This is a genomic window from Methylophilus sp. E2MeOHC9 (genome assembly GCF_058744375.1).
This window is the reverse complement of record NZ_CP196024.1, coordinates 2,537,052-2,560,780: the sequence shown is the minus strand read 5'-3', so window position 1 is coordinate 2,560,780 and position 23,729 is coordinate 2,537,052. Positions and strand designations below refer to the sequence as shown.

Sequence of the window (23,729 nt, the reverse complement as noted above, 5' to 3'; positions counted from 1 at the left end):
CGAATAGCCGCTCACTTTGCCCAACTATTAAGTTGATATTCAACTAGAAAATCAGAGAAAACATGCGTAACCATTATTTTGCCACCTGCCCACGTGGGTTGGAAACACTACTCGTCGAAGAGCTCAAGCTCAGCGGCGCAAACGACATCAAGCCTACCGATGGCGGTGCCAGCTTTAGCGGTGACCTGGGCGTGTGTTACCAGATCAACCTGCATTCGCGTGTGGCGACCCGTGTCCTCATGCAGGTTGGCAATGGCCAATACGCCACCGAAGAAGACATTTACCAGGGTGCGCTCAAGGTCAACTGGCCGAACTGGTTCAACGTGAAATACACCATGATGGTGAAAGTCACCGCTGTGCGCAGCCCATTGAAAAGCCTGGAGTTTATTACCTTGCGGGTAAAAGACGCGATTTGCGATAAATTCCGCCAGGCGGTCAATAGCCGTCCCAATATCGACACGCGCGAGCCGGATGTCAGGGTACATGTCTATTTGACCAGCGACCGTTTTCTGCTGTATGTGGATACTTCGGGTAACCCGCTGTATCAACGCGGCAACCGTAAAAACACCATTGAAGCGCCGTTGCGTGAGAACCTGGCAGCGGGGATTCTGAAACTTGCAGGCTGGCAACCAGGGCAGCCTTTGCTGGACCCCATGTGTGGCAGCGGTACCTTCTTGCAGGAAGCAGTCATGATGGCGCTCAATATCGCGCCAGGCCTGAACCGCAACTTTGGTTTTGAGAAACTCAAAAACTTTGAATCTGATACCTTCAAGAAGATCCGCAATGCAGCGGCTAAGGCCGTCAAACCGATCAGCTTCCAGAAAATCTATGGTTCAGACATGGATTTGCGCGCCGTGCGTGTCACCAAGCAGAACCTGGAAATGGCGGGCTGGAGCGAAGCCGTGCAACTGAGCCATGTCGAATTCACCAAGCTCACCCCGCCAGCCGAGAGCGGCGTATTGGTCGCGAACCCACCTTACGGCGTGCGTATTGGTGAGGATGAAACATTGGCCGAGCTATACCCGCAAATGGCAGTTACGCTCAAGCAGCAATTCAGCGGCTGGAATACTTATTTCCTGACTAATGACTTGCGTATGCCTAAACTGATGCGCCTGAGCCCCAGTAAAAAAACGCCATTGTTTAATGGCCCGCTGGAATGCCGTTTGTTTGAAATCAAAATGGTGGCGGGCAGTAACCGCCGCGATAAACCTGAACCGGCTGCAGGTAAACAAGCCGAATAGGATAGACCACGCCTGCACAACGCCGCAGGTTTAACTTTTGCCATAGGTGAGAACATGCCAGACTCCATTGATGCGTTGCGGACGCGAGTGAATAGCTTTGTTGAAGAGCGCGACTGGGCGCAGTTTCATTCGCCGAAAAACCTGGCCATGTCCATGATCGTAGAAGCGGCAGAAGTAGTGGAGCATTTCCAGTGGATGACTGAACAGGAAAGCCGCCAGCTGGATCAAGCAACCAAAGAAAAAGTCGGGCATGAACTGGCCGATACTTTCGTCTATTTGATGCGTATTGCTGAAGTCTGCGGCATAGACCTGATTGCTGCGGCCAATGCCAAGATTGACCTGAATGCACAAAAGTATCCGGTAGAAAAATGCAAGGGTAGTAACGATAAATATACTAAATATCAATAGTTTAATTTAATTAGTTAAAGTATTTTATATTCACTGGATATTGCCATGACCACAACTATTCAATCTGCTGTGACTGACTTGCTGCAACAACAAGGCATTACTTTTCAGGTGATAGCCATCCCGCTGAGTGAAGATAAAAAACCCATCCGCAACCTTGAAGAATTACTTTCTGCCCAAGGATTGCAGCCACAATCAGTGGTACGCAGCGTGGTATTCAAAGGCGAAAATAGCGGTTTTAGCTTGCTGGCGCTGGCGGGTGGCGGTCGTGCAGACTGGGCTTTGCTACGCGCGCATCTGAATGAGCGCAAATGCCGCATGGCTGAGTATGACGAAGTGCCTGAGGCCACTGGCTATGTGGTGGGTGCTGTGCCACCGATTGCGTTGCCCCAAGCGTTGCGTGTGTTGGTGGATGACAGCGTTGCACAGTATGAAACAGTGGTGATCGGCAGTGGCGTGCTTGGATATGCGCTGGCACTTAAATCGGCAGATTTGCTTGCCTTGCTGGCAGATAAAGTAAAAGGTAGTTTTGTGAAGGTGGAAGCTTAGGGCTGAATATCGCCGACATTCAGTGTTGATCCATTTTTGGCGGCAACACTACTCATGGCTTTTGCATCTGCTTAGCCACCCAGCATGGTTTTAATCGAGGTGTTTTTGGCTTTTTCAACCATCACAGCAGCTTGCTCAAGGTTTTTGCTAATGGTATCTGTCCAGTCTTCACTTGCGCCTTCAGGTCCTGAATCACTGTCCATCATGCCGAGCAGGCCACTGCTGTCTTCATTGTCTTCTTCGTTATTGCCAAACAGCAGCATGGTATTGCTCAACTGGATTTGCCGCATTTGCTGTAACAGGCCTTGCGCGGTATAAATCTCTGTCGTGTTGCCGGATTGACCTAGTGTGACTTGCGCGCTGGCTGAGGCAGGATTGTCCACCTTGGTTTCTTTAGCAGGTGTAGATTCTTTTTCAGCACTATTGGCGGCGGCTGTGCTCACCGATGCCGGGGCAGCACTGGTGTCAGCGCTGTAAGCCTTGTTGATCATTGCCGCCAGGTTAGTCTGGATGCTGGAAAGTGACATGCATGCCTCCGGTTAAAGTGCAGATACAATACCGCTTAACCTGTTAACGGCATCCGTACATTAAACTTTAGAAAATTGTTTAATTCTTTGTACGAAATTTGTACTCAGGGTTTTCCCGTGGACTTTCTGCGGCCGATTTCTGCCTTTGGGTGCGTGGTTCCGGCGGTTTTATGGTAAGGTTTCAGCCTTATTCAGGCACACCCATTTTCTCCTCTCAACATGAATACTGTCCGCTATTGTGTAAACGGCAAACTGGTCAATGGCATTGCGCCCACCAACCGCGGCTTTGCCTATGGCGACGGTGTTTTCCGCACCATGCGTTTGCTCAACGGCGAGTTGCAGGACTGGCCTTTGCATTATCAAACCCTGGTGGCCGACTGTAGCAAAATCCAGATCGTGTGCCCTTCAGCCGAGTTGCTGATGCAGGAATTCAAGTACTTTATGGCCTCGGCCAGCGAAGAGGAAACGCAGTTCAGTATCCTCAAGATCATCATTACACGAGGCGAGGGCGCTCGTGGCTATGCGCCACCGGCGGTGAGTGAGCCGACGCGGGTGTTGATACAAAGCCCGTTACCGAATTATCCGCCTGAGATTTATGCCAGCGGAGTCGCCTTGTATCGCTGCCAGACGCGGCTGGCGCATCAGCCTTTACTGGCAGGTATCAAGCATTTAAACCGCCTTGAAAACGTCCTTGCGCGCGCCGAACTGAAAGACCCGCGGTTTTTTGACGGTTTGCTGCGCGATTATCATGACCATGTGATTGAAGCGGTGAGCGGTAACCTGTTTATCCGCAAAGATGGCGTGGTGATGACGCCAGTGCTGGAGAGTTGTGGCGTGGCCGGGGTGATGCGGCAAAAAATACTGGATTGGTATAAAACGCAACGCCAGACAGTGCTGGTCACCACATTAACCATGGATGATGTGCTGAATGCAGAGGCCATTGTCATCGTTAACAGCGTCTATGGTGTGTTGCAGGTATCTCACATTGACGACCAGGCGGTTGCGACCAATCACTGGGCAAAAGAACTCAGGTCACAGTTGCAGTATGTGACGCATTAGAAAATTGTTTATCAGGCATTATGTTTAAGAAAAGTTTTAAATACGGGCTGGCGATTCTGGGATCATCCGCACTGGCGCTGGCGCTTTGGATAGTTATTTATATGATCAGGCCATTACCCATGGCTTCCGAAACCATAGGCATGCAGATCCCGGCTGGCGCCAGTGTGCGCGGGATTGCCGACCAGCTGGTCACGGCGGGCGTGTTGAAAGAACCTTACAGTTTCCTGCTGGTAGTGAAGCTGACGGGTAGTGGCAGCCGACTGCAGGCAGGCGATTATGCCTTGAACGCGCCGCTGCAAGTGCTGGGCCTGATAGACCTGTTGAAACATGGCACGTTCGACCAGTTCAAATTACAGCTGACAGAAGGCAAAACCTTTGCCGATTTCCGCCAAAAATTGGCGCAGATGCCGGGTATCAGGCATGAAACCCTCAATCTTTCAGATATGGAATTAATGCAACTGGTTAGTGGTGAAACCACCGAGCCCGAGGGCTGGTTTTTCCCCGACACCTATTTTATTGATAGCCAAAGCAGTGATACAGAGATGTATAAACGAGCTTACCAGAAAATGAAGCAGTACCTGGCTGCTGCCTGGGAAACCCGGCAGTCAGGCTTGCCTTACAAAACCCCGTACGAGGCATTGGTAATGGCCTCTATCGTAGAAAAAGAAACCGGGGTTGAAGTCGAGCGCCCGCAGATTGCCGGGGTATTTGTCAACCGCTTGCGACTGGGCATGCGCTTGCAAACTGACCCTACCGTGATTTATGGCATGGGCAGCCGTTATCATGGCAATATCACGCGGCGCGATTTACTCACGGATACGCCGTATAACACTTATACTCGCAATGGCTTGCCGCCGACACCGATTGCCTTGCCGGGTTTGGCTTCCATTCAGGCGGCGCTGAATCCTGCCAACACAAAAGCGTTGTATTTTGTGGCCAATGGACAGGGCAGGCATGTGTTTACCAGCACGCTGGAAGAACACAACAAGGCTGTGCGCGCTTATCAGTTAAAAAAGCACTAAACCGGTAATGATCAGGAACATGAATAATGTGGGAATGTAAGTAATGGCAGGTTTGTTTATCACTCTGGAAGGTATGGACGGCGCGGGGAAAAGCACGCATATTCCTACCATACTGGCATTGCTGGCATCATCCGGGCGTGAAGTCGTTTCTACGCGCGAGCCTGGTGGTACGCCTTTGGGCGAACAGTTGCGTGAGTTGCTTTTGCATCAGGAGATGCATGTAGAAACAGAGTCACTGCTGATGTTTGCTGCACGGGCAGAGCATTTGCAGCAGGTTATCCTGCCGGCACTGGCACGTGGCGCCATTGTATTGTCTGACCGCTTTACCGATGCTTCCTATGCTTATCAATGTGGTGCACGTGGATTGCCGCTAGCAAAAATGCAGGCGCTGGAAACCTGGGTGCAGGGTGATTTGCAGCCGGATATCACCCTCCTGTTTGATGTGCCGGTGGAAGTCAGCCTGCAACGTTTGGCTGGCGCACGCACACCGGATAAATTTGAAGCGCAAGGCGCTGAATTTTTCGCCAGGTTACGTACCCAATATCTTGCGCGTGCGGCAGAATATCCACAGCGTTTCCGCGTGATTGATGCAAACCGTACATTGCAAGAAGTGAAGAAATCAGTTGAAGAAATTATTCTATCTTTATGATTAGTAATATATATCCATGGCAAGAATCACTGTATGCGCATTGGGTGCATGCCGGCGAGGGGCGTCATCACGCTTTGCTGTTTCATGGTAAAACCGGGATAGGCAAACTTGCATTCGCGCAGACGCTGGCGGCAGGCCTGTTGTGCGCGCAGCCACAACAAAACGGGATTGCCTGCGGGCAATGCCAGTCGTGTCACTGGTTATCAGAAGGGGCGCATCCTGATTTTCGCGAAATCACGCCTGAAGATGATGACGTGGCAGACAGTGCCAAAAAGAAAACCCGCAAGCGGCAGCAGATCGTCATTGACCAGATTCGCGCCTTGCATGATTACCTGGCGCTGACCAGTCATCAGGTGGGCGGCATGCGCGTCGTGCTGATCCATCCGCTGGAAGCCATGAATATCGCCGCTTCTAATGCCTTATTGAAACTGCTGGAAGAACCACCGCAGCGCACACAGTTCTTGCTGGTTTCGCATCAGCGCCAGGCGCTGTTACCGACCATTTTAAGCCGCTGCATGCAGGTGGATATGCCAGTGCCTAGCCATGAGCAGGGCTTGCAGTGGTTGCAGGCGCAATCCATCGCCCAGGCGGACTGGGTGTGGCACTATAGTGGCGGTGCACCGACTACCGTGCTGCAGGATGACCTCGACTGGTATGGCTGGTACCAGCAATGGAGCCCGCACCTGTCGCGCGGCGCGGCAATGGATATTGCGCTGGCTGGCGGTATCCTGATCAAGCAGGGCATGGTAGCCGCCATCCAGGTGTTGCAGAAATGGTTGCTGGATTTATGGCTGTCGCGGCACGAGCTGCCATTACGCTACCACCCGGCGGAATCTGCGACTTTACAAACACTTGCATCCAAACTGGAATTAGCGCGCCTGCTGGCATTTCAACAACAATTGAATCGTTTTAAAATGACTGCACAGCACCCGTTGAACCAGGAGCTGCAATTGGAGCAATTATTGCTCCAATACAAGAAAATGTTTGGCTGATCGGCACTGACGAACATTCAGGCCGAGAGACCCCAGGAGCCCATGCATGACAGACACACAACCACCAGCGACGATTAACCCTGCCGGGCCCGCCAAACCCGGGGTGCTGTCATTGGCGATTCGTGAGAAAGCTGCCTTGTTTGCGGCTTACATGCCGTTTGTCAAAGGTGGCGGATTATTTATCCCGACCAGCAAACCTTTCAAAATGGGCGAAGAAGTATTTATGTTGCTGACCTTGCTGGATGACCCGCACAAACTGAAAATTGTAGGCAAGGTGATCTGGATCACGCCGCAAGCGGTGAATAATAAACCACAAGGCATAGGCATACAGTTCAGCGACAAAGATGGGGGTGTGGAGGCGAAAAAACGTATCGAGACTATTCTGGGGGCTGCATTGAAATCAAGCCGGCCTACCCATACGATTTAGCCTATAGTCTCTAACGCCCACACCTAAAGCATTACCTATAGCAACACTAATGGATTTTTCATGTTTGTAGATTCGCATTGCCACATTAATTTCCCCGAACTGGTCCAGAATATGGATCAGTTACGGGCCGACATGCTGACCAATGAGGTCGGGCATGCGCTATGTGTATCCGTTACGCTGGATAAATTTCCCGAAGTATTGGCGATTGCGGAGCAGTACCCGAATATTTATGCCTCAGTCGGTGTGCATCCGGATTATGAAGATATCGAAGAGCCAACCGTTGCACAGCTGATTTCGCTGGCCGATAACCCGCGCGTGGTCGCGATTGGTGAAACCGGCCTCGATTATTTCAGGCTCACCGGCAGTCTGGATTGGCAGCGTGAACGCTTCCGCACCCATATCCGCGCTGCCAGGGCTACGGGCAAACCGCTGATCATTCATACCCGCAATGCGGCGGAAGACACGCTGCGTATCATGCAGGAAGAGGGCGCTGCCGAAGTCGGCGGCGTCATGCACTGTTTTACCGAAAGCTGGGAAGTCGCGCAAGCGGCCATCGCCATGGGTTTTTATATCTCGTTTTCAGGCATCGTCACTTTCAAGAATGCCGTGGCATTAAAAGAAGTCGCGCAGAAAGTGCCGTTGTCATCCATGCTGGTTGAAACAGATTCGCCTTACCTGGCACCTATCCCGTTCCGCGGCAAAACCAATCAGCCCGCCTATGTGCGCCATGTGGCTGAAGAGATCGCCCGTTTACGGGATATCCCATTGCAAGACGTCATGGATGCCACTACCCGCAACTTTTTCACGCTGTTTAATCACGCGCAGCCATGCAACTGACCATACTGGGAGCAGGTTCTAGTGCAGGCACGCCAGCCTTGGGCTGCACCTGCGCTACTTGTGTTTCCAGTGATACACGCAATAAACGCAGCCGTTGCTCCAGCATGGTGACGCTGGATGATGGTCGCGTGATCCTGATTGATACCTCGCCGGATTTACGCCAGCAGGCGCTGCGTGAGAACATGCAGCGGGTCGATGCTGTGCTCTACACACATACGCATGCTGATCACCTGCACGGGATCGATGATTTACGGGCGTTCTGCCAGATCAACCGCTGCCAGATTCCGCTTTACAGCTACCCGGAAGCCATCAGCCATATCCAGGACAAGTTTGGCTACACCTTGCGTGACCCCAGTCATTACTGGGATCTGCCTGTGCTGGCCGCCTACACGGTGGAAAGCCCTTTCGAAGCCGCAGGGGTGCAGGTCATCCCCATCCCGGTCATGCACGGCAAGATACGCATCTATGCCTATCGCATCGGCAACCTGGTCTACATGACCGATGTCTCCGCCATTCCGGAATCTTCCTACCAATGGTTGCAGGGGGTGGATGTATTACTGATCGATTGCCTGCGTGAAACCCCACATCCCACCCATGTCAGCCGGAGTGAATCACTTGCACTGATCAGCCGCATAGGCGCAAAACGCAATGTGTTGATCCATATGACACATGAGCTGGAATACCACGCCTTACAGGCAACGCTGCCTGCTAATGTGGTGGTCGGTTACGATGGCTTGCAATTGGCGCTGTAACTGGCACGCGGAGTGGTTTTTTGCCTGGTTGCAGTCAACCGAAATGCCTTATAAACAGTTATACTTTCACAAATAGAATAATTTTTAATATAGTTGATTTTGGGACACAGGAAATAAACATGAAGTTTTACTCAAAAATGTCGGCCGTGATCATTGCCCTGGCCGTGTTATTCAGCGCTAGTTCGGCGTTTGCAGGCAAAGCGTATAACGAAAACGATTTTATCAATGGCTTTAGCGGAAAATCCAAAAAAGTGGTGTTGGAAAAGCTTGGCCAGCCATTTAAAAAACAGCAATCAGTCAAACCGACCAATGCCGGCAACATGATCGCAGGCATGGGCAAGGGCGAACAAAACAGCAAACCAGTACAGGTTGAAATGTGGTACTTCAAGAATATCGTCAGATATGATGACAAAAACACCTACAAAGAAACCGAATTGACTTTCGTGAATGACAAGGTCGTGAATATTGGATTCTTCAATAATCGCTGATTCACACTAGCAGTCCATTCGTTCATTCAAGAAGCTGTGTCCGCGGACACAGCTTTTTTTATGGTAGCGAGTGTGTGATATTCAACATTTTATGCGAATGCACATGTTTGTAGGGCAACATTAAAATAATAAGTCATTGATTTTAAACATATAAAAATATGGCATTTAATTTGCTAATCTTAATGTGACATTGTTTAAAACAGGAAAATTGAAATGCCAAGAATTATTGGGGTATCCGGAAATATCACAGCACCTTCGAGAACACTTTCATTGGTGGATGCTGTCGTGGCAAGGGCTAGCCAGAAATTTCATAGCCCGGGTGAGGTGATTGATATTTCTAAACTGACTGCTGATCTGGGGCCTACAGTCTCTTTCAACAACTTTCCGCCAGCGTTGACCCAGGCATATGACAAGCTGCACCAGTCAGACCTGATTGTGATTGGTACGCCGGTATATAAAGCCTCTTACACAGGCTTGCTCAAACACTTCTTTGATCTGGTTGACCCGAAGAAACTGACAGGAAAAGTAGCGATTCTGGTGGCGACTGGCGGCAGTGACCATCATGCCCTGGTGCTAGAGTCTCACCTGCGTAGCCTGGCCAGCTTTTTTGGCATCTATACCATCCCGACCACGATTTATGCCAAGGATATCGAGTTTAAGGATTATCAGCTGGAAAGCCCGCTAATCGAGCAACGCATCGACCAGGCACTGGAGCAAGCAGGGGTGTTAATCAAACAGCACTTACCTGAAACGCTGGTTGCCTGAACGTCCGGCAACGATCAATAAAAAAGGGGATATTCATCCCCTTTTTTAATAGCCATCGCTTTTGCTTGAGCAGGTTTTAAGCGATCAGGTTGAGTTCTTTCAACCTGGCACGCAGGATATTCCTGCTGATGCCCAGCAATTTGGCGGTATGCACCTGGTTGTTTTTACTGTGCTCAAACGCCTTGCTCACCGTGGTGCCATTAATCAGTTCATAGAGATTATCGGCCCCTTGTTCAAACAACTCTTCCAGCACGCTTTCAAGCTTATACAGTGAGCTCTGCTGCTCATAACTGATCTTGCCAGTCGCTGGCGTCGCCACAGAATAATGTTCATCCGTGATCACCTGGGAGGCACTAAAGCTGATCTTCGGTAAGTTCAGGTCTTTGGGCGATAAGGTATCTGTCATACTCACCAGCACCGCGCGGTGGATCACATTTTCTAGCTCGCGGATGTTGCCCGGCCATGGGTATTCCATCAGCAATGAAATCGTTTCCGGTGACAGTTTATGCTCGGACGTATTCAATTTGCTGCGGTAAACATTCAGGAAGTGTTCAACCAGCGGCAGGATATCGCCACGGCGTTCGCGTAATGGCAGCAGTTCCACCGGCACGACTTTGATGCGATAGTACAAATCTTCGCGGAAGCGCCCGGCTTTCACCGCTTCTTCCAGGTTCACGTTGGTGGCGGCAATCAGCCTGACATCAATCGGGATAGGCTTTCTGGAGCCGACACGGACGACTTCACGCTCTTGCAGCACGCGCAGTAATTTCACCTGGGTCGATTGCGGTAAATCACCGATTTCATCCAGGAACAAGGTACCGCCATTGGCTGTTTCAAACCAGCCGATCTTGGACATATTCGCGCCGGTGAAAGCGCCTTTTTCATAGCCGAAGAGCTCGCTCTCAACCAGCGTTTCTGAGAACGCGCCGCAATTAATGGCCTGGAATGGGCCGTTTTTCCGATTGCTGAGCGAATGGATATGGCGCGCAATCAGTTCTTTCCCGGTGCCAGTCTCGCCTATGATCAATGCCGTGGCATTGCTGGTGGCAATTCTTTCGATCAGGGAAAGCAGGTTTTGCGATTTTGGATCGCTGAAGACCAATGCGCTGGCACGTACAGATAAACTGACAGCGGATGGGTTAGGGTGAGTGATCACATGATCGACACGTTCAGTGTACGAATCACGGATATCCCAGCGTTGTGCGCTCATAATTGACTTCCTCACTTAACAGGCGTGTCAATATAATGTATTTATCATTAAGAAGTCAAAGTTCTATAAATTATATTTATATGCGAACTGGTTATATGTGTAAGGGTATGTACCCCATACGATAATTCAACAATTCACTGTGTTGATTTAAACACTTGTTGCATTTGCAACACAGGTTTTTTGCGCTGATGATGCACGAATATTTATGTAACAGTCTGATTATTAACCGTTAATTTCTTATTTTTCAATATGGCATATAACTTGCAAATAAGCTAGCGAGGAAATTCCAGACCAAATAAGAAAGGGTTAGACATGACGGTTGCAACATTAAATACAGAAATCGATTTGGATCTTTATATTGCAGAGACAGTGGCTGAGGCCAAACTGGCTTTCGAAGTATTCAGAGAAACTGACACCATTACAGCCAACGGTACTGTTGGCTTTGTGCATAGAGTACCAGGCCAGGAAAAGCTGATCATCGTCAATGATCCAGGCCCGTTTAACAAGAATAAACCGCTAGAAGCCCTGGTGGCTGGTTTTGATGGCGTGGTTTATTCAGGTAAAGGCAATGGCGCTGCAGTTAACCGCTATTTGAAATTATTCCAGGCACATCCTGAAGTGACCACCATTTCGCATATCCACTCTACTTACCTGGGTGCATGGGCGCAAACACACCGCACATTGCCGATTCGCTATGTGCCGGTGCAACGCTTTAACCTGATCAAAGAACTGCCTATCTATATAGACCGTCGTCAGCAGGAAGTGGACTTTATCCTGGACCAGATCGCGATCAATCCACATCACACAGCTATTCTGGAAGCCAATGGCGGTTCCACAGTATGGGGCAAGCAAGGCCTGCGCAAGCTGGCTGAGTTCACTTTGTTGCTCGAAGAGGGCGCCAAATTGCAGACACTGGCAGAGGCGCTGGGCGGTTCGCGTGACTACGGCCCAGGTGTGTTGAAGCAGCAATGGAAGATGGCCAAACTGTATGACCAGGCCCAGGCAGAAGGCCTGTTGCGTCCTTCTGATCTGTAATTCACTGTCATAGCCGGAGAAACCATCGTGACCGTTCAGCAAAATCCTGTTTCGCAAAATACAGCCTCACAAACCATTGATCAAATCTGGTTTACACGCTGCCCAGTGCCAACTGCTACCGGGCTGGCCTATAAATTGGGCTGGCTGACTGAAGAGTTCGCCCGCGACAATATCCAGATCAATACCTTGCAAGAAGCGCCTAAAGAGTTATCCAAACATCATTACGATCATGCCCTGAACAGCCTGATCCGTGAAGGTGGCAATTTACTGGCTTTGGCCGCTAAAGCGCAGGGCGCGCCTACTAAACTGATAGGCCTGACCTGGATCGATGAATGGCAAGCCATCCTGGTGCGGCCAGACAGTGGCATCACGCAGCCGGAACATTTAAAAGGCTTGCGCCTGGCTTTGCCTGAGTTCATTGATCACCCAATCCAGAGCCACGTGCGTGGCAGCAGTATCGCGCGCGGTATGAGCCTGCAAGGCTATAAAGGCGCGCTGAAGATCGCCGGGCTGACACTGGACGATGTGAAGCTGGTGGAAGTGGCTTCCGGCCGTGGCAACCGTAACGGCCTCGGTGAGTTGTGGGCCGGGCTGGATGCATTGGTGGCAGGCGAGGTGGATGCGGTCTACGTGAAAGGCGCTTCAGCAGTGGATGCAGCCAAACGCGTAGGTGCCGTGGTCGGCATAGACCTGGATAGCTATCCGGATCTATCTACCCGTGTGAACAATGGCACGCCAAGGCCTATCACTGTGCACCAGGATCTGCTGGATAACCATTTTGACCTGGTGGTGCGTTTCCTGTACCAGACCCTGCGTGCCGCAGACTGGGCCAAAAACAACCTTAAAGGTGTGCGCGATATCCTGGAATCAGAAACCCGCTCGGGTGAAGAAGGCGTTGCCACTGCTTATGGTGAAGATTTTCATCTGCAACTGGCGCCTGATTTATCGCAAGAACGCATTGAACTGTTCAGGCAGCAAAAGAACTTCATGCTGGTACATGGCTTGCTCGACAAGGATTTTGACCTGGACAGCTGGGTCGATGACAGGCCTTTGCGTGAAGCCGAGCAATTGCTGCATAAATATGCAGCGGTGGCTTAAAGCTTGCTGAACGCCGCAATGTTGATAAAGGTCGTCAGCGCAAACGTTGATGACCTGATGTTTTATAGGAGTAAGTGTGATTAAATTTTTAAAAGTGGTTTTTACAGCAGCGGTACTGGTGCCTTTCATCAGCGTCTCCGATGCCAATAGCGCAGATGCCAAGCCAGCTGCCAATGAACCCAAAGTCGTCCGCATTGCCACCGTTGCTTACAACGTCAATGGCAAAACGCGTTACCTGGGCAGCACCGAACTGGTGACTGAAACCGGCCTCGATGCAGAACTGGCCAAGCGCGGCGTGAAAGTCGAATGGGTGCCGGCAGCCACAGCTATGGTAGGCCCTATCGTCAACGAAGCGTTTGCCAACAAAACCATTGATTTTGCCGCTTATGGCGATTTGCCACCGATCATCCTCAATGGCTCCAAACCACGCGTACAACTGGTGGCGCCATGGGGCCGCAGCGGTAACTCTTATTTAGTGGTGCCAGCCAACTCAACAGCCAAGACCATTGCCGACCTGAAAGGCAAGCGCATTGCTCTGCATAGAGGCCGCCCTTGGGAGATCGCCTTTGCCAACCTGGTGCAGAAGAACGGCTTCAAGCTGACTGACTTCAAAATCGTCAACGTCAATCCGCAAGTCGGTTCAGCTGCGCTGGCAAGTGGCTCTGTGGATGCTTTCTATTCCCTGAGCGATGCTTACAACCTGGTGGATAAAGGCGTAGGCAAAATCATCTGGTCTACCAAAACGGCCCCGCCGGACTGGAAACTGATGGGCGGCTTGTGGGCACGTAATGAGTTCGTGCAACAGTACCCGGAATTAACGCAGGCGATCGTGACTTCATTTATCAAAGCCAACCACTGGGCAGCGCAGGAAGCACACAAGGAAACCTACCTGAAAGACTATGCCAGCCTGGTGCAGCCGGAAAGCGTGGTCAGGCGTGATTACGAGGATGATGTCGTCAGCTGGCGTGATCGCTGGTCACCACTATATGACCAGGCGTTGGTAGATCACTATAAGCGTGCTGCCTCTTATGCGCGTGAATCAGGCTTGATCCGCAAGGATATCGATATCAACCAGTTGCTGAACTCGACTTTTGTCGATAAAGCACTCAAAGAATTGAATTTAGAAACTTTCTGGGCGCCATCCCAGATAGCTGCAAAACAATAACATTTTATTGCCTCCGGGCAATCACTCCCTAGACAGATGGTTTCCCGCCATCTGTTTTTTTATGTCTGTTGCTGTGCCAGCAACAGTTCACATTCAAATGATTCATAGTCAACATCCTTGCTATCCATATTCTGCTGAAATATTTATAACTTGTTGTTTTTAAATATAAAAATAATAATTTTAAACTTGGCACAGGGTTTGCGTATAGATACCTAGTTATTTTGTACAGGAATAAACATGGGTAGGACCAAAGCCGCTTTAAATTACATTGATCAAGAGAGTCTGACTGATCTTGATCCTGCCTCAGCTCCAGCTGCGCAACCAAGTGGTTCATCAGGTAGCTCCAATCGTTTGTCCCTGGCAAGTGAAGCCGCAGTGCTGGCTGTTGAAGGTGTTTCCAAATCCTTCCAGCTGAATGGCAAGTCACTCAAGGTGTTGTCGGATTTTTCTTTGCAGGTCGCCAAAGGCGAGTTTATTTCCATCGTTGGTAGCAGCGGTTGCGGCAAATCCACTTTGTTGCGCCTGATCGCCGGCCTGGATACGTCTTATGACGGCAGCATCGTCTGGCTGGGTGATGACGTTTCAGGGACTTCCCTGGATCGTGGCCTGGTGTTCCAGGAGCACCGTCTGTTCCCGTGGTTGACGGTGCAGCAGAACGTGGCACTGGCGCTGGAGTCATCCGGCTTGAGCCAGGCTGAAATCAAGGCGCGTGTGGCGCACCAGATTGAACTGGTAGGCTTAAGCGGTTTCGCCGATGCCTATCCGCACCAGATTTCTGGCGGTATGTCGCAACGGGTTGCGATTGCCAGGGCACTGGTGTTGAAACCAAGACTATTGCTGCTGGATGAGCCTTTTGGTGCGCTGGATGCGCTCACCAGGCTCAAGATGCAACAAGAGCTGCAACGCCTGTGGGAATCAGAAGACACCACCTCTATCCTGGTGACCCATGATGTGGAAGAAGCCGTGTTTCTGGGTGACCGTGTCGTGGTGATGGAAGCCAACCCCGGCCGTATCAAACGTATCGTTGAAGTCGACTTGCCCAGACCTAGGCATAGGGCTTCAGCGAAATTTCAGCACATCAAGGACGATGTGTTGAGTGATTTCATTGAGATTAGTTAGAGTTATTAGGAGTTTGTATGTCAACAACGGCACTGAAATCGCCTGCCGAGCATTCCACGATTTGGGATTCACTGACTGATAAAAGTCGTAGCAGAAAACAGCTGGTTGCAACAGGAGAGGATTTTAAGAGGTTATCTGAACGACTGGTGACCAGCCTGAATGCGGTGGAGCATGTGATCCCACGTAAAAAGCTGGCCACACTGATTGCCGCAGTAGTGGTGGTGCATGTGCTGGGTATCGCCGGATTTCTGAGTGCATTGAACGAGCCTAGTATCGTCAAGCCGAAAAAGAAGGAAGTCATTGTTGAATTTGTGAAACCAGAGGTCGTGCCGCCCCCGGTGATTGAGCCGCCAAAACCGCCGCCACCGCCAGTGAAACGCGTGGAACCTCCGCCGCAGGCTGCCAAGCCACCGCCAGCATTGAGGACCGCACCGGCATCGCAGAATATCAGCGCGAATGACATCGTAATCCAGGAAAACACCGAAGCGCCGAAAAGCACTGCCCCGGTAGTGGCAGCGCCTCCGGCGCCAGAGCCACCACCACCTGCTCCGGTCGTCAAAGAGGAGCCACTGGTAGAAGCAAAAGGCGGCGTCGGCCATTTGAATAACCCTGACCCTGAGTATCCGGATTTTGCTGCCGACCAGGGTTGGGAAGGCTCGGTGATTTTGCGGGTGAAAGTGCTGCCAAACGGCAAGCCTGCGGATGTAAAAGTTAAGAAGTCCAGTGGGCATAGCGTACTGGATGATGCTGCGGTTGCTGCAGCGAAACGCTGGGCGTTCACCCCGGCAAAACGTGGGAATACGCCTGTTGAAGGTTGGGCGACATTCCCGGTTGAATTCAAGCTGCAGTAATTTTTTAATTTGAAAGAGAAGGAAATACCATGTTTAGTTTAGAAACCTATCAAAGTGCATCTCCAGTGGTGCTTGGCGTATTGATCACCTTGCTGATCGCTTCTGGTGTCACCTGGACCATTATCCTGGCCAAATCATTCCAGGTATGGCTGATCCGCAAACAGAACGTTAAATTCAGGGCCGCATTCTGGGGCGCTAAAAGCCTGCAGGAAGCTGCGACATTAGAAGGCCACAACGGCCCGGCTTACCGCGTGGCACAAGTGGGCTTTGAAACCCTGAAAGACCTGGATGTTGAATCTGCCGATGACTTGCGTCATAGCGGTGACCGCCAGGAAGTGCTGGAGCGCGCATTGCGCCAGCAGATTCAAAAAGAGCGTGTATTGCGTGAAGCTGGCCTGGTGGTATTGGCCAGTATCGGTAGTACGGCACCGTTCGTCGGCTTGCTGGGTACGGTATGGGGCATCATGCATGCGCTGACCGATATCAGCAAACTGGGCACTGCCAGCCTGGAAGTGGTTGCAGGCCCGATCGGTGAGGCCTTGGTAGCGACTGCGATTGGTATTGCTGTGGCGGTGCCTGCGGTGCTGGCTTATAACTTCTTCCTGCGTCGCCTGAAAACCAGCAGCAACAACCTGGATGATTTTGCTGAAGACCTGATCAAGGTTTCCCGCCGAGTGACTTTCAAAAAAGCGGCAGATGCGACCAAGCCGGGTGAGTTCGTGTCTTCTGCATCTGCTTCAGCTTCTGTCGTGCGTAACCTCAAAGGAGCAACTGCATAATGGCTATTTCTACAAATGCCGATGATGACGTATTGAGTGAAATCAACGTCACGCCATTGGTCGATGTGATGCTGGTATTGCTGGTCGCGTTTATCGTGACGGCACCATTGATGACCAATTCGATTCAGGTCAACTTGCCCAAGACCTCAGCCACCAAGACCACCGAGCAGAAAAAGCCGGTGACGGTGTCTGTGGATGCTGCTGGCAAGCTGTATATCGACAAGCAGGAATATCCGCTGGAAACCATAGAGCCTGAGCTCAAGCGTATCCACGATAGCAACCCGGATGTGACCTTGCACCTGAGCTCGGACGAAGCCGTGAATTACGGAAAAGTCGCCAAAGTCATGGCAGCGATCGAACGCGCAGGTATTTCACGCGTGGCTGTGCTGACGCAGGCTGAGTAACAGATAGGCTTGAGGTTTTAGTCACATGACACGCCAATGGAAGTATGTATTACCTTTCCTGATCTCCCCGCTGCTGGTGCTTGCCATCTGGTGGTGGGTATCAAACGCAGGCTACTATTCTGACGATATCCTGGTCACGCCGCAGCAGGTGTTCGCCACGCTGGGTGAGCTGAGTGATAACGGCGAATTGCTCCTGCATCTGAAAGCAAGTTTCAATCGCTTGCTGATCGGGTTCAGCCTGGGGGCGGTGGTCGGCGTGCTGTTCGGTATCTGGATGGCGATTTCACCACGTGTGGAAGCGTTTGCCTTGCCGCTGTTCCAGGGCTTGCGCCAGGTGCCGACCATTGCCTTGATTCCTATCCTGATCCTGTTATTGGGCGTCGATGAGATATTCAAGGTCATTATTGTATTCAAGGCGGCTTCGTTAACGGTGGCACTGGCCGCGTATGAAGCGACAAAAGGCGTCTCAAAAAGTTATTTTGAAGTGGCCAGTATTTACCAGCTACCAAAAACAACCTTGTACCGCAAACTGATTATCCCTGCCATTACGCCACCAGTGTTCACCGGGCTCAGGATCGCATTCTCCCGGTCATGGACTATTTTAGTCGCTGCCGAATTGCTGGCCGCCGACAGTGGTATCGGCCAGATGATGCAATTGGGCAGGGAAATGTTCCGGCTTGATGTCGTCATGGTCGGCGTGGTGATCACCGGCGTGGTCGGTTTCAGCATAGACAAGCTGTTTAAATGGGGCGAATTACGCCTGATCCCCTGGCATCGCAATTTGAGAACATAAGCTAACACCATGAATTTTCTATCGACTAAATGGATTCCTGACTGGCGCGGCTGGGTATTGCCGCTGCTGATTGTACTGGCCTGGGACTGGATGTCACGGCTGGATGCCAACCATGCCTACGCGTTTGCCTCACTGAGCCAGATCGCGGCCGCCGTCAGCCAGTTATGGCAAAGTGGTGAGTTAATGGCTAACGTATCTGCCAGTGTGGTGCGGGCATTGACCGGTTTACTCATAGGCGCGAGTGCCGGGTTTATCGTCGGTTCACTGGTGGCCGTATCACGCGTCGCCAATATCCTGATCACGCCTGTGTATCACGCTATCAGGCAAGTGCCGTTACTAGGCCTGGTGCCACTATTTGCGCTCTGGTTTGGCAATGGCGATACATCAAAACTGATCGTCGTCAGCCTGTCTGCGTTTTACCCGGTGGTGCTATCCACGTTTGAAGGTATGTTGCAGGTAGATGGCAAGTACCGTGAAGTCGGCCAGGTCTACAAACTGAGCCAATGGCAGGTATACAGCAAAATCATCCTGCCCGCTTCACTGCCGCAAATATTCACCGGTTTCTCACTGGCGCTGGCCTTTGCCTGGTTATCCACTATCGGTAGCGAACTGTTATTCACGGCAGGCGCCGGGCTGGGCAACCTGATGATGAATGCACAAGAAGCTTCGAGGATGGATATCCTGATCATTGTGACTTTTGTCATCGGCATACTCGGTTACCTGATGTCACTGGTAATCAAAGTGGCGGGGAACAGTTTGTTCAAATGGCGTAATACCCGTTAATTCGCGGCCTGCCAGGCACGCGAGACACCATAAAAATAGCTACGCACAATAATAAGAATGTCTACCCCAACTACACATCATCAGCCTGAAGCGCTCTGGTATACCCGCTGCGCAGTGCCTACGCCCCTGAGCCTGGCGATCCAGAGCGGCTGGATAGCGAAAGAATTTGCGCCGGATGGCATTCCTATCCAGTCCTTACGTGAATCTGCTAGCCCGGCTGATTTCCAGTCCCATTTTGATCACCACCTGCCGCATTCATTCCGGCAGGGCGGTAGTGTGCCCGCCATCTGGGCCAGGGCCAGCGGACAGCAAACACGGGTGATAGGCCTGACATGGACGGACGAATACCAGTCCATCATCAGCCTGCCCAATTCCAAACTGCGTAGCATCAAGGATTTGAAAGGTTGCCGCATCGGCATCCCCAAGCATGATGTCAGCATAGATCACCAACGGGCTTCTGCACTGCGTGCATTCGTGGTGGCACTGGATACCGTCGGCCTCAGCCTGAAAGATGTTGAAGTGGTCGATTTGCTTGATACGCCGATAGAACCGAACCCGGGCACCGGCGGACCGGATTGGGGGCAGGGCAGGCATAGCTATGTCAATGAGCTGTATGCCCTGGTGAAACACCAGGTCAATGCCATTTACGTCAAGGATGTGCGTGGCGCCGAGGTGACGCATCTGCTGGGCGCGCAGGTCGTATTTGATCTAGGCTTCCACCCGGATAGTTTTATCCGGATCAGCAATTGCACGCCGAGGCCACTGACTGTCAATGCTGAAACCATAGAGCAGTATCCGCACCTGGTCAGCCGCTTTTTGCGGCACGTGGTCAAGGCAGGCGACTGGGCAAAAAAACATCCGCAAGAAACCGTGCAGCTGATCGCCAAAGAAACCGGCTGGGCAGAGCCCTGGGTGCAGCGCGTGTATGGCGCCAACGTACACCAGCAGTTGCGGCTGGAACTATCTGAACACGCCATCAAAGGTCTGGAAGTGTTCAAAAACTTCTTGTTTGAGTATGGTTTCCTCAAGCAGGATTTCAACATCATGGACTGGGTAGATCCTGCGCCGCTTGATACGCTCAAAGCGCCAGTACTCAGTCTCCACCGCTAGTTTTTCCAGAATTGATCCGTTTTGAGTCTTAGACACTATCCGCTTATCCGCTGTTTACTACTGTATCGCAGAACCCCAATCAGGTTCTGGCTGTGTACTGGCCTGTTTGCCGCCGCCAATTTCATGCTTGCCCTGCAACAAGGCCTGATCGCGAAAGCGATTGATGATGTGCAGCATGGCAAAGCCATTTACCAGGAGGCCAGTGGCACGCTGAACAGTGAAGCCGCCTGGCACTGGCTGCTGATCATTGTGGCTGTGGCCTTGGGGCGCGCCCTGATCATGTATTTTGTCGGCTGGCTGTCCCTGATCATCCAGCAAAACCTGATCGGCCATATCCGCGAGCGCATCCTGATCCAGGTACAGCGGCTAGACCAAAGTTATCACTGGGCGCATGGTGCTGGCGAGTTGGTGACGCGTACCACGCGTGATTCCGATAAATTGCGGGATGCCCTGATCAGCTTCTGGCGGCAGGTGGTGGATACCGGCCTGGTCATCGCCGCCGCCATGGGGTTCTTGTTCTGGTATGACTTCTGGTTAGGCGTGGTACCGTTAATTCTGTGCCTGACCGGTTTTGGCATCCTGCTGTTGCAAACCGAACACCTGGTCAAACTGGATAGGGCAGTCGGGGAAGCCTACGATGCCGTGAACCAGGACCTGACCGAAGGCGTGAATGGCGTGCGCGTGATCAAGGCGTTTGCGCTGGAATCCAGCCGTATCAACAAGTTTGAGCAGCATGTGCAAAGCTTTATGTCACATGCGTTTGCCGCGTTGACGTTTTATACCTCGCGTATCCCTTTGCCGCAATTCGTGGTCGCGCTGGGGCAAGTGTGGGTGCTGGGCTTTGGCTGTCACCTGGTATATACCAATGTGCTGAATCTTGGCCAGTTGATCGCCGCGTTGCTGATGGTGAATACCCTGGTGTTCAGGGTAGAAGGTGTAGGCCGTGTCATGCAGATTTTTGCTGACGCGCGTTCTTCCGCCGCCAGAATCTGGGATTTACTGGATGCTGAACCCGACATTAAATCAGGCACGATTGCCTTGCCGGATGGCCCCTTATCCTTGCGTTTTGACCAGGTAGCCGTGCACCCGCCAGAAGGCGGCAACCCTATCTTGAATGCGTGTAGCTTTGAAGTGAATGCCGGTGAGATTGTGGCACTGGTAGGCACTACCGGCTCCGGTAAAAGTACACTCGCCGGGCTGGTGCCGCGTCTGGCCGATGTCACACATGGCGCAGTAGCGATTGCGGGAGATGCTGGGCAGTGGATCGATGTCAAAGACTTGGACCTGGCGAGTTTACGCAAGCAGGTACATACAGTGCCGCAGGAGGCCTTCCTGTTCTCGGACACGCTGGCGGCCAATATGCGCTTAACGGCCCCAGAAGCTACCGAAGACGAGCTGGAGTGGGCGCTGGAAATGGCCAGTGCTTCCGAGCTCTTAGTCAGTTTAAGCGATGGGCTGGAAACCAAGATCGGTGATCGCGGCGTGACGCTTTCAGGTGGTCAACGGCAACGGGTCTGCCTGGCGCGCGCGCTGTTAGGCCAGCCACGCATACTGGTACTGGATGATGCCACCAGCGCGCTGGATGCGGTGACCGAACGCAATGTACTGAACAATATCCGTGCCTTGAAAAAACAGGACAAGGCAACCACCGTGCTGGTGATCGCAAGCAAACTGTCGACCATCCTGCTGGCGGACAAAGTGCTTTTCCTGTCCGAGGGCAATATTGTGGCGGCTGGCAAACACACGGCACTGGTCGAGAACAACACACGCTATCGTGAATTAATGGGGTTGGATGATGGCCGTTGAACGTAATACCAATCTGAAAGTGCTGTCGGATATCGAGCTGGAAGAAAAGCTCGCCAACCAACAGTTGAACCGCAATATGTTCTGGCGGTTGTTACCGCTGCTCAAGCCGGTCAGAAACTACATCCTGACCGCAGTGGTGATGGAAATCATCCTGGTCGGCTTCGTCTTCCTGCGGCCGTATTTTATCCAGCAGGCCATTGATCACGGGTTGTTATATCAGACACAAGGCGTGGCGGCTGCTTCGCAGAAGCTGGTGGTCGGCATTGACTGGCCGGTGGTCGCCTGGGCGCTGGTCGGGCTGGCCGCGATGTGGGGCGCACGCTTTGTGTTCGCCGGGCTGTCGCAATACTTTTCCGGCACCGCCGCTATCCGCATCCTTAACCAGTTACGCGTCAATCTTTTCAGCCATGTGCAGCAACTCAGCGTCGCTTATTTTGACCGGACCAAGTCCGGCCGCATTATTTCGCGTATAGACCGCGATATCGATGCGCTGGAACCGTTGCTGATCCAGGGGCCGCCGGAAATATTTTCTGCCTTGCTCAGGTTCGTGATGGCGGCTTCGATTTTGCTATGGGTGTCGCCGACCTTGTTCTACCACCTGGTGCTGGTGATTCCTTTGCTGATCCTGTCTAGCATGCTGTTCCGGCGGCTTTCGGGCCACCATTTTGCGCGTGTGGCCGAGAACCGCGCCCGCTTTACCGCGCACCTGGTCGAAACCGTGGCCGGGGTGCGTATCATCAAGCAGACCGTGCAGGAAGACAGCAACCTCAAACGTTACCGCGGCCTGGTCGATGCATTTATTCACTCGCTGGTGCAAAGCAATATCGCGTCTGGCTGGTTCACGCATTTTACCGGCGTGCTCACCATCCTCGGCCTGATGTTGTTGTTAGTGGCTGGTGGGCAGGAAGTCACCTTGGGCCACTTAACCCTAGGCCAGTTTGCCGCCAGCCTGTTTTATGTCTATATGTTTTTAGGTCCGTTGCAGGAGCTGGGTGACCTGGTAGAACGCTACACCAATGGCGTTGCCTCTGCACAGCGCATCTTTTTGCTGCTGGATACGCAGGCAGAGGTGCTGGATAGAGCAGATGCCATCCGCTTGGACACGATTAAAGGCGAAGTGGAATTTAAAAACGTATTGTTCTCCTACTTGCCTGACCATTCCAAACCGGTCATCAAGCACCTCAACCTTACCGTACCAGCCGGACAGGTGCTGGCGATTGTCGGGCCGACCGGCCATGGTAAAAGCACGCTGATCCAGCTGCTGACACGTTTTTATGATGTGCAGCAGGGCCAGGTATTGATCGATGGCTTTGATATCAGGCAGTTGACGCAGCGTAACCTGCGCCGGCATGTGGGTGTGGTGCTGCAGGATAACGTCTTGTTCAGTGGCACCATCATAGACAACCTCAAACTGGCCAAGCCTGACGCACAACAGGCCGAGTTTGAGCAAGCGGCTGCCGAACTGGGTATTGACGACCTGATCAGCCGCTTGCCGCATGGTTACCATACCGAAGTCGGTGCCATGGGCTCCCACCTCAGCCATGGCCAGCGCCAGCTGGTCTGCCTGTTACGCGCCTATCTTGCCAACCCTACTATCCTGATCCTCGACGAAGCGACTTCTGCGGTGGATATTCAGACCGAGCGGCGTATCCAGCATGCCCTCAGGCGCTTATGTGAAGGCCGCACTGCCATCATCATCGCCCACCGCCTGGCGACGATTCGCGATGCCGACCTGATTGCGGTGATTCACCATGGTGAACTCGCAGAGCTGGGCCCGCATACACAACTGATCCAGAACAATGGCAAATATGCCGATCTGTACCACGCTTATGAAGCCGGGGAGCAGCTTTAGGAAACAGCCAA

The 23,729-nt window shown here is 52.1% G+C and carries 26 protein-coding genes; 24 read left to right on the top strand and 2 right to left on the bottom strand.

What is annotated here, in order from left to right:
• The first annotated feature begins 62 nt into the window (after window positions 1-62).
• The 3 genes from ACSSVF_RS12345 to ACSSVF_RS12335 are packed head-to-tail and all read left to right on the top strand — an operon-like array spanning window position 63 to window position 2,195.
• Window positions 63-1,241: a THUMP domain-containing class I SAM-dependent RNA methyltransferase gene (locus ACSSVF_RS12345; protein WP_492403801.1), complete on the top strand. Its 1,179-nt coding sequence runs from the start codon at window positions 63-65 to the stop codon at window positions 1,239-1,241.
• Between the two features lie 54 nt (window positions 1,242-1,295).
• Window positions 1,296-1,649 (top strand): nucleotide pyrophosphohydrolase, encoded by a 354-nt coding sequence (locus ACSSVF_RS12340; protein WP_492403799.1) that lies wholly within the window; start codon window positions 1,296-1,298, stop codon window positions 1,647-1,649.
• Window positions 1,650-1,694: 45 nt separating this feature from the next.
• Window positions 1,695-2,195: an aminoacyl-tRNA deacylase gene (locus tag ACSSVF_RS12335; RefSeq protein ID WP_492403797.1), complete on the top strand. Its 501-nt coding sequence runs from the start codon at window positions 1,695-1,697 to the stop codon at window positions 2,193-2,195.
• Window positions 2,196-2,266: 71 nt separating this feature from the next.
• Here the strand turns inward: ACSSVF_RS12335 and ACSSVF_RS12330 are convergent, their stop codons facing one another.
• Window positions 2,267-2,722 (bottom strand): hypothetical protein, encoded by a 456-nt coding sequence (locus ACSSVF_RS12330; protein WP_492403795.1) that lies wholly within the window; start codon window positions 2,720-2,722, stop codon window positions 2,267-2,269.
• A gap of 219 nt (window positions 2,723-2,941) precedes the next feature.
• On the opposite strand from ACSSVF_RS12330, the gene pabC reads away from it, so the two are divergent.
• From pabC to ACSSVF_RS12285, 9 genes are all read left to right on the top strand, one after another.
• Window positions 2,942-3,781 (top strand): aminodeoxychorismate lyase, encoded by an 840-nt coding sequence (gene pabC / locus ACSSVF_RS12325; protein WP_492403793.1) that lies wholly within the window; start codon window positions 2,942-2,944, stop codon window positions 3,779-3,781.
• Window positions 3,782-3,801: 20 nt separating this feature from the next.
• Complete coding sequence (gene mltG, locus ACSSVF_RS12320) at window positions 3,802-4,803, top strand: endolytic transglycosylase MltG (protein WP_492403792.1); 1,002 nt, start codon at window positions 3,802-3,804, stop codon at window positions 4,801-4,803.
• Between the two features lie 43 nt (window positions 4,804-4,846).
• Window positions 4,847-5,452, top strand: coding sequence for a dTMP kinase (tmk, locus tag ACSSVF_RS12315; RefSeq protein ID WP_492403791.1), 606 nt, complete (start codon window positions 4,847-4,849; stop codon window positions 5,450-5,452).
• Entirely contained in the window at window positions 5,449-6,444 is a 996-nt protein-coding gene (gene holB, locus ACSSVF_RS12310; protein ID WP_492403790.1) for a DNA polymerase III subunit delta', read from the top strand. Before tmk ends, holB begins: the two co-directional genes overlap by 4 nt.
• A gap of 46 nt (window positions 6,445-6,490) precedes the next feature.
• Window positions 6,491-6,871, top strand: a complete 381-nt coding sequence (locus tag ACSSVF_RS12305; protein ID WP_492403788.1) for a PilZ domain-containing protein — start codon at window positions 6,491-6,493, stop codon at window positions 6,869-6,871.
• 60 nt (window positions 6,872-6,931) lie between these two features.
• Window positions 6,932-7,708 carry a TatD family hydrolase gene (locus tag ACSSVF_RS12300; RefSeq protein ID WP_492403787.1) on the top strand — a complete coding sequence of 259 codons (777 nt, stop codon included), beginning with the start codon at window positions 6,932-6,934 and terminating at the stop codon, window positions 7,706-7,708.
• Window positions 7,699-8,460, top strand: coding sequence for an MBL fold metallo-hydrolase (locus ACSSVF_RS12295; RefSeq protein WP_492403785.1), 762 nt, complete (start codon window positions 7,699-7,701; stop codon window positions 8,458-8,460). The genes ACSSVF_RS12300 and ACSSVF_RS12295 overlap by 10 nt, the downstream gene beginning before the upstream one ends.
• Window positions 8,461-8,579: 119 nt before the next feature.
• The gene (locus tag ACSSVF_RS12290) at window positions 8,580-8,948 is read left to right on the top strand and encodes a hypothetical protein (protein WP_492403783.1); all 369 of its coding nucleotides are present in this window, start codon (window positions 8,580-8,582) and stop codon (window positions 8,946-8,948) included.
• Window positions 8,949-9,161: 213 nt separating this feature from the next.
• Window positions 9,162-9,713, top strand: a complete 552-nt coding sequence (locus ACSSVF_RS12285) for an NAD(P)H-dependent oxidoreductase (protein ID WP_492403781.1) — start codon at window positions 9,162-9,164, stop codon at window positions 9,711-9,713.
• Between the two features lie 76 nt (window positions 9,714-9,789).
• On the opposite strand, the gene ACSSVF_RS12280 is transcribed toward ACSSVF_RS12285, so the two are convergent.
• On the bottom strand, window positions 9,790-10,923 hold the full coding sequence (locus ACSSVF_RS12280; RefSeq protein WP_492403779.1) for a sigma-54 interaction domain-containing protein: 1,134 nt from the start codon (window positions 10,921-10,923) through the stop codon (window positions 9,790-9,792).
• Between the two features lie 312 nt (window positions 10,924-11,235).
• On the opposite strand from ACSSVF_RS12280, the gene ACSSVF_RS12275 reads away from it, so the two are divergent.
• The 12 genes from ACSSVF_RS12275 (at window position 11,236) to ACSSVF_RS12220 (ending at window position 23,718) form a co-directional block, all read left to right on the top strand.
• Complete coding sequence (locus tag ACSSVF_RS12275) at window positions 11,236-11,958, top strand: class II aldolase/adducin family protein (protein WP_492403777.1); 723 nt, start codon at window positions 11,236-11,238, stop codon at window positions 11,956-11,958.
• 27 nt (window positions 11,959-11,985) lie between these two features.
• Window positions 11,986-13,056: an ABC transporter substrate-binding protein gene (locus ACSSVF_RS12270; RefSeq protein WP_492403775.1), complete on the top strand. Its 1,071-nt coding sequence runs from the start codon at window positions 11,986-11,988 to the stop codon at window positions 13,054-13,056.
• A 76-nt stretch (window positions 13,057-13,132) separates the two neighbouring features.
• Entirely contained in the window at window positions 13,133-14,221 is a 1,089-nt protein-coding gene (locus ACSSVF_RS12265) for an ABC transporter substrate-binding protein (RefSeq protein WP_492403774.1), read from the top strand.
• 237 nt (window positions 14,222-14,458) lie between these two features.
• Window positions 14,459-15,340, top strand: coding sequence for an ABC transporter ATP-binding protein (locus ACSSVF_RS12260; RefSeq protein WP_492403772.1), 882 nt, complete (start codon window positions 14,459-14,461; stop codon window positions 15,338-15,340).
• Between the two features lie 17 nt (window positions 15,341-15,357).
• Entirely contained in the window at window positions 15,358-16,191 is an 834-nt protein-coding gene (locus tag ACSSVF_RS12255) for an energy transducer TonB (protein WP_492403770.1), read from the top strand.
• 29 nt (window positions 16,192-16,220) lie between these two features.
• Complete coding sequence (locus ACSSVF_RS12250; RefSeq protein ID WP_492403769.1) at window positions 16,221-16,970, top strand: MotA/TolQ/ExbB proton channel family protein; 750 nt, start codon at window positions 16,221-16,223, stop codon at window positions 16,968-16,970.
• Window positions 16,970-17,374: an ExbD/TolR family protein gene (locus ACSSVF_RS12245; RefSeq protein ID WP_379030309.1), complete on the top strand. Its 405-nt coding sequence runs from the start codon at window positions 16,970-16,972 to the stop codon at window positions 17,372-17,374. Before ACSSVF_RS12250 ends, ACSSVF_RS12245 begins: the two co-directional genes overlap by 1 nt.
• A gap of 25 nt (window positions 17,375-17,399) precedes the next feature.
• A complete protein-coding gene (locus ACSSVF_RS12240; RefSeq protein WP_492403767.1) occupies window positions 17,400-18,167 on the top strand; it encodes an ABC transporter permease in 768 nt (255 codons plus the stop codon).
• A 9-nt stretch (window positions 18,168-18,176) separates the two neighbouring features.
• Window positions 18,177-18,950: an ABC transporter permease gene (locus ACSSVF_RS12235; protein WP_492403766.1), complete on the top strand. Its 774-nt coding sequence runs from the start codon at window positions 18,177-18,179 to the stop codon at window positions 18,948-18,950.
• A 57-nt stretch (window positions 18,951-19,007) separates the two neighbouring features.
• The gene (locus ACSSVF_RS12230; RefSeq protein WP_492403764.1) at window positions 19,008-20,060 is read left to right on the top strand and encodes an ABC transporter substrate-binding protein; all 1,053 of its coding nucleotides are present in this window, start codon (window positions 19,008-19,010) and stop codon (window positions 20,058-20,060) included.
• Between the two features lie 21 nt (window positions 20,061-20,081).
• The gene (locus ACSSVF_RS12225) at window positions 20,082-21,866 is read left to right on the top strand and encodes an ABC transporter ATP-binding protein (RefSeq protein ID WP_492403761.1); all 1,785 of its coding nucleotides are present in this window, start codon (window positions 20,082-20,084) and stop codon (window positions 21,864-21,866) included.
• Window positions 21,853-23,718, top strand: a complete 1,866-nt coding sequence (locus ACSSVF_RS12220; protein WP_492403759.1) for an ABC transporter ATP-binding protein — start codon at window positions 21,853-21,855, stop codon at window positions 23,716-23,718. The genes ACSSVF_RS12225 and ACSSVF_RS12220 overlap by 14 nt, the downstream gene beginning before the upstream one ends.
• The last annotated feature ends 11 nt before the right edge of the window (window positions 23,719-23,729 follow it).